Below are 5913 nucleotides of genomic sequence, written 5' to 3' on the forward strand. Positions count from 1 at the left end.
GGCGCACCCGCAAAGGCGCCTTCAGCACAGTTTATACCGGCCATATGATACTGCCCGGTAGCAAAGCCACTACCAGTTTCAGTAATTATTATGTTAACGGCGTAAAAGTGGAAGGCACCCACACCGTGGAAAATAAGAGCACCCCTAACCAATGGGCCTTTGAAACCAGGGTTATTGACGGCAAACTAAGCCGCGAAAACGGGAACCAGATCACTTGGAACCGCACCCGTAGTTTTACTATGATAGCCGGTTCCGGTACACCCTATGTGCCTGGCGACGACCGCTTCCAGATTACCAGCAACGGCGCCGGTTCCGTAACCATCGGCGACAAAACCGGTACCTGGACCAGCACCACCACCAAACCCCTCGAAAAAGCATTCAGCTGCCGCTGGATCAGCGCCGGCACCCAGGAAATTCAACGGGTAAACGGCCTAAAAGCCACCCTCGACTTCGGAAACGGGGATTGCGATAACAAGGCCCTTATCACGGTAAATGGGGTTTCCCGAGAAATTACTTTGAAGTAATTAAAAAAATAATTTACCTTTAAATCAGTTTTCATAGGGTACGGATTAAAAACGGGCCAGGGTTTCTACCCAGGCCCAACTCTTTTTTAGGGGGTACCCGATTTTTTCAGATATTTTTTTAGTGCATTTATTCTCAACTGTTTCTTACTAAACTACCCATATTAAGCGCCTCAAATGTGTAGCCTGCCCCCGTTGCTTCCTCCAAAAATCTAGTTAAACAATAGGTCATTCGGGGCCGCGCTTTTTCACTGTCATGAAACACAATAATGGAACCAGACCGGTAATTTTTACGTACTAATTCCCAGCAATCTGATGGATTTAATCGGGTATCGAAATCAGCACTTAATAAACTCCACATAATAATTTCATAACCGGCTTCTCTAAGTGCTTTTCCCTGAAAACGGGTAAGCTTGCCATAAGGTGGGCGAAACAATTTACTGTCGATAAATTTGCCGGCTTCCAGTATATCATTGAAATAAACAGCCGTATTGGTTTTCCAACCATTGAGGTGCTGCATGGTATGGTTCCCCGTTGTATGTCCTTCTGTTAAAATGCGCTGGTAAATTTGGGGGTATTGCGCTACGTTTTTCCCGATGCAAAAAAAACTGGCTTTGGCATTAAATCGGTGCAGTTCATCCAATACCCAGGGAGTAATTTCCGGATGGGGCCCATCATCAAAACTCAGGTAGATTTTTTTCTCCTTACTGCGCACCGACCAGATCCAGTTCGGATACAGGGTTTGCAGCAGTTTATTTCCTTTTGCCCAATAAAACATACTGCGAAAATAAACAATGCGGGCACAACAATACCCCTACTTATCTTTGCGGCCTATGGCAACAAAAGTTCGTGTTCGTTTTGCGCCGAGCCCTACCGGCGGATTACACCTGGGGGGCGTGCGCACAGTTCTGTTTAATTATCTTTTTGCCCGCCACCACGGGGGCGATTTCGTGCTGCGTATTGAAGACACCGATAATACCCGGTTTGTGGAAGGTGCAGAACAGTATATCATGGAAACCCTAAGGTGGTGTGGAATGGAACCAGATGAAAGTCCAGCTGCCGGTGGCCCCTTTGCTCCCTATCGCCAGAGCGAACGGAAAGCCAGTTACATGCAGTATGCGGAACAACTGGTGGCCCAGGGTCATGCATACTATGCATTCGATACCCCCGAAGAGCTGGAAGAAATGCGGAATGCCTTTAAATCTGCCGAAAACCCCTCTCCCCAATACGACCATCGCCTGCGGATGAAAATGAAGAATTCGCTCAGCCTGGGCGAAGAGGAAGTAGGCCGCCTCCTCTCCGAAGGAGTTCCTTATGTTGTACGTATAAAAATGCCCGAGCAAGAAACCATCGGCTTTACCGATATGATCCGCGGAGAAGTAAGTTTTTCTACCTCCACAGTCGATGATAAAGTATTACTGAAAAAAGATGGGATGCCAACCTATCACCTGGCGGTGGTGGTTGACGATTACCTGATGCAAATAACCCATGCATTCCGGGGAGAGGAATGGTTACCGAGCGCCCCTGTGCATTTGCTGTTATGGAAATACCTGGGCTGGAGCGATGCTATGCCGCAATGGGCACACCTCCCCCTAATTCTTAAACCCGACGGAAATGGCAAACTCAGCAAACGCGATGGAGACCGGTTAGGATTTCCCGTTTTTGCCATGAACTGGACCGACCCGCGTAGCAATGAATTTACCCAGGGCTTCCGAGAAAGAGGATTTCTTCCCGAAGCATTTGTAAATATGCTGGCCATGCTTGGCTGGAACGACGGCACAGGGAAAGAACTTTTTTCCATGACTGAACTCATCTCAGCATTTGATATGAGCAGGGTTCATAAAGGAGGAGCCAAATTTGATTTTGAAAAAGCCAAATGGTTCAACCATGAATGGATCAAAACAGCACCGGCAGAGCGTTTACTGCCCGATGTAAAAGATGTTTTGAAAACTGCCGATATTTCGGCTGTGGATGATAGTTATGTTAAACAGGTGATTGACCTGGTGAAGGAACGCTGTACCCTTTTGCCCGATTTTGCTGAGCAGGCAGGATTCTTTTTCAAAGCGCCTGCAGCTCCTGATATGGAACCGGTAAAAGCAAAATGGAACCTGGATAAAACCTTGTTTTTCACCGATCTGCCCGCGGTGCTGGAAGCGCTGCCAACCTGGAATGCCATTGCGCTTGAAGCTGCTTTTAAAGAGATGGCTGCTGCCCGGGCCATCAAAGTGGGCGAACTGCAATTACCATTCCGGCTGATGCTGGTAGGAGGCAAATTCGGTCCGGCTGTGTTTGATATTGCAGCACTGATCGGCAAGCAGGCTGTCATCAACCGCATTAAAAAAGGACTGGAATCACTTGCTTAAATAAACTTCGCACTGTATTTTAACCGCTTATGAAAAAAACAATGCCCTTATCCCGCTTATGGACGCTTTCGCTTGTATTTTTTACAGCATTAACGGTAGTTTCCTGCCAGAAAGAAATTAATCCCCTGGAGGAAGAAGAAAACAATACAGGTGAGCCCGGTACAGAAACGCCTGTTTCGGAATCTTATCTGCCCCACTCCAAAGGATCGAGCTGGACCTACCAGGACAGTGCCCTTGCCGATCTTAAAACTACTATGGTAGCAACAGATGAAACGAAAACCGTCAATGGAATTACCTATCACCGCTATGAGATTACGGAAGGAATTGATGAGGGAGAAATCTTCTACGGTAAACTTAAAAACGACTATTATTTATTGCTGCAGGCAGGTGAATTGGTCGGAGTTAATGCCGAAATAAATATGCTTATCCTGAACGATAAAGAAGGCGTTGGTTATAGCTGGACAAAAGATGCCGGCTCAGTTGGCGGGTTACCCGCCAGGATCAAAGGATCTATTAAGGAAAAAGGCAGCACCCATACCTGGCAGGGCACCACCTACCGGAACTTGATCTACACCGTAGTTGATCTGGAATACAATATGCTGGGATCCTGGACCTCTGTAGGCACTTATCATTTTTATTTTGCAAAAGGTATTGGCCTTGTTAAATCCAATAATGAACTAAGCCTGCTCGGACAAACCTATTTTGCGAATGCGTCTTACCTGGTTGATTATACCATCAAATAACTTATCCCAATTCCTTTAACCGGTTTACAATAGCGAACCAGTCTGTTTCAGCCAGGTTCTCCAGCAACAAGCGATCGGAATCTTCCAGCATTACTATTCCGCTGGTATTTTCGATCGCCTGTTCTTTTGTACGAATACCCGGAATAACCGTACTAATGCCAGGCTGACTAAGGATATAGCTCATAGCCAGCCCGGTTTTAGTGGTTTGATATTTTTCAACCAGCGGCCAGATCTTTTCTTCCAGAATCTGCAATGACGATTGCATCAATTCTTCATTTAAACGAAAGCTTCGATGATCGTTTTCAGCAAATTGCTGATCTCGTTTAAACTTACCTGTTAATAGTCCAAATTGCAACGGCATACGTGCAATGATTCCATACCCCTCGGCCGCCGCTTCATGAATAAGAGGTAGTGCCAGCTGATTGATCAGATTAAAGACCAACTGGAAGCCCGCACCTTTATGCAGCCTCATCAGGTATGCTGCTTCCGGCAGGGGTTCAAAGGTATTTAGCGACAACCCCCAGTACCTGATTTTACCGGCTTTTTTTAATGCTTCCATAGCTTCAACACAGGCTTCTGTTTGGAAATGCAGGAGCCGGGCTGAATGCAGTTGATAATAATCGATCGTTTCTCTTTTCAACCTTCGTAAACTTTCTTCCGCTGCTTTCAGAATATACTCGCGGGAATAGTCTAACACGATTTTATCCGCTATTGCCCGATGGCCAACTTTGGTTGCGATGAGCAGATCTTTCCTGTGACCAATAGTGTCACCCAGTAATTTTTCCGAATGCCCCAGACCATAAAAATCGGCCGTATCAAAAAAATTGATCCCCTGGTCTATTGCCTGGTAGATGGCCTGTTGGGAGGTACCATCCTCCGCAGGTCCCCAACCAATTGCCGTGGTGCCAACCATGGCGGCGCCACCAATAGCCCAGGCGCCAAACCCTACTTCGCTTACCTGCAAGGTTGTTTTCCCAAACTGTCTGTATTTCATCTTTCCAAACTACGAATTTTCTTTTTCCTTCACCGGTCTGATGCCAGCCAACCGGTGCTACCAGAGCGGCGAAAAGCCTATCTTTACCGGGCCATATGAATAACATGAATCGTCCCATACGTATACTGGTGGCTAAAGTGGGTCTGGATGGACATGACCGCGGAGCCAAAGTAATTGCAACTGCGCTGCGGGATGCAGGCATGGAAGTGATTTATACCGGACTGCGACAAAGCCCGGAAATGGTCGTGAATGCTGCACTCCAGGAAGATGTAGATGCCATTGGAGTTAGTATTCTGAGCGGTGCCCATATGACCGTTTTTCCCAAGCTCATTGAACTTATGAAAGAGCGCGCAATGAACGATGTACTGCTTACCGGCGGCGGCATTATTCCGGAAGACGATATGCAGCAGCTTCAGGCAATGGGCGTTGGCCAACTCTTTCCCCCCGGCACCAATACCGCGGAAATAGCACAATACATTACCGGGTGGGTTAAAGCACACCGCAATTTTTAACCCTTTGCCACCCAACCGGTGAAAAATATACATTATGCAGTTATCTACCGTATTAACCCATTTGAATGAAGGGATACTGACGATTACCATTAACCGGCCCGATAAACTGAATGCACTGAATAAAACGGTGATTGATGAATTACATACCGTGCTCAGCTCGTTTATCAAACACCCGGAAATGAAAGCAGCTATCCTTACCGGTGCCGGACCAAAAAGTTTTGTTGCCGGCGCTGATATTTCCGAATTCCTGCAGCTGGATGCAACAGGCGGTGCTGCCCTGGCAGCCAAGGGACAGGAAGCCGTTTTCTCCGCCATTGAAAACGCTCCTAAGCCAATTATTGCCGCGGTAAACGGCTTCGCACTGGGAGGTGGCTGTGAACTGGCCATGGCCTGCCATTTTCGCCTGGCCGCAGAAAATGCCCGCTTCGGACAACCAGAAGTAAACCTGGGACTAATTCCGGGTTACGGCGGCACACAACGGCTTCCCCAACTAATTAGCAAAGGCAAAGCCATGGAACTAATGATGACAGGAGCCATGATCACTGCCACAGAAGCCCTGGCACTCGGATTGGTTAATTATGTAACCACACCCGAAGAGCTTTTACCCAAAACCCAGCAATTGCTCCAAACCATTATTCATAAAGCCCCGCTCGCCATAAAAGAAATCATACGGCTTACCAATATTGCCGCCGTCGGCGATAAAAATGGCCTGCAGGAAGAAATTAATGCCTTCGGACAGCTCTTCGATACTGCCGACGCAAAAGAAGGCGCCACTGCTTT

Annotated in this window: 7 protein-coding genes; 5 read left to right on the forward strand and 2 right to left on the reverse strand. The window is 47.4% G+C overall.

Features of this window, described 5'->3' with window-relative positions; translation table 11 throughout:
- On the forward strand, nucleotides 1–524 hold a 524-nt coding region (locus A1D16_RS00550; protein ID WP_290706674.1), incomplete at its 5' end, for a hypothetical protein.
- Between the two features lie 133 nt (nucleotides 525–657).
- On the opposite strand, the gene A1D16_RS00555 is transcribed toward A1D16_RS00550, so the two are convergent.
- The gene (locus tag A1D16_RS00555) at nucleotides 658–1299 is read right to left on the reverse strand and encodes a polysaccharide deacetylase family protein (protein WP_290706676.1); all 642 of its coding nucleotides are present in this window, start codon (nucleotides 1297–1299) and stop codon (nucleotides 658–660) included.
- Nucleotides 1300–1354: 55 nt separating this feature from the next.
- Between A1D16_RS00555 and gltX the strand changes: the two genes are divergently transcribed.
- Together gltX and A1D16_RS00565 are read left to right on the forward strand one after the other, a co-directional pair.
- Entirely contained in the window at nucleotides 1355–2884 is a 1530-nt protein-coding gene (gltX, locus tag A1D16_RS00560; RefSeq protein WP_290706678.1) for a glutamate--tRNA ligase, read from the forward strand.
- Nucleotides 2885–2913: 29 nt separating this feature from the next.
- Nucleotides 2914–3627, forward strand: a complete 714-nt coding sequence (locus A1D16_RS00565; protein ID WP_290706680.1) for a hypothetical protein — start codon at nucleotides 2914–2916, stop codon at nucleotides 3625–3627.
- A gap of 1 nt (nucleotide 3628) precedes the next feature.
- Here A1D16_RS00565 and A1D16_RS00570 read toward each other — a convergent pair whose 3' ends face one another.
- Entirely contained in the window at nucleotides 3629–4621 is a 993-nt protein-coding gene (locus A1D16_RS00570) for an aldo/keto reductase (protein WP_290706682.1), read from the reverse strand.
- A 104-nt stretch (nucleotides 4622–4725) separates the two neighbouring features.
- On the opposite strand from A1D16_RS00570, the gene A1D16_RS00575 reads away from it, so the two are divergent.
- A complete protein-coding gene (locus tag A1D16_RS00575) occupies nucleotides 4726–5133 on the forward strand; it encodes a cobalamin B12-binding domain-containing protein (RefSeq protein ID WP_290706684.1) in 408 nt (135 codons plus the stop codon).
- A 34-nt stretch (nucleotides 5134–5167) separates the two neighbouring features.
- Nucleotides 5168–5913, forward strand: a 746-nt coding sequence (locus A1D16_RS00580; protein WP_290706686.1) for an enoyl-CoA hydratase-related protein, incomplete at its 3' end; no start/stop codon positions are given.

The sequence above is a fragment of the Flavihumibacter sp. CACIAM 22H1 genome (genome assembly GCF_001601815.1).
Classification (GTDB): Bacteria; Bacteroidota; Bacteroidia; order Chitinophagales; family Chitinophagaceae; genus Flavihumibacter.

Excerpts from the sequence above, each read along its gene's own strand:
- A1D16_RS00555 (WP_290706676.1), bottom strand. The coding sequence starts at position 1,299 with ATGTTTTATTGGGCAAAAGGAAATAAACTGCTGCAAACCCTGTATCCG.
- gltX (WP_290706678.1), top strand. The coding sequence starts at position 1,355 with ATGGCAACAAAAGTTCGTGTTCGTTTTGCGCCGAGCCCTACCGGCGGA.
- A1D16_RS00565 (WP_290706680.1), top strand. The coding sequence starts at position 2,914 with ATGAAAAAAACAATGCCCTTATCCCGCTTATGGACGCTTTCGCTTGTA.
- A1D16_RS00570 (WP_290706682.1), bottom strand. The coding sequence starts at position 4,621 with ATGAAATACAGACAGTTTGGGAAAACAACCTTGCAGGTAAGCGAAGTA.
- A1D16_RS00575 (WP_290706684.1), top strand. The coding sequence starts at position 4,726 with ATGAATCGTCCCATACGTATACTGGTGGCTAAAGTGGGTCTGGATGGA.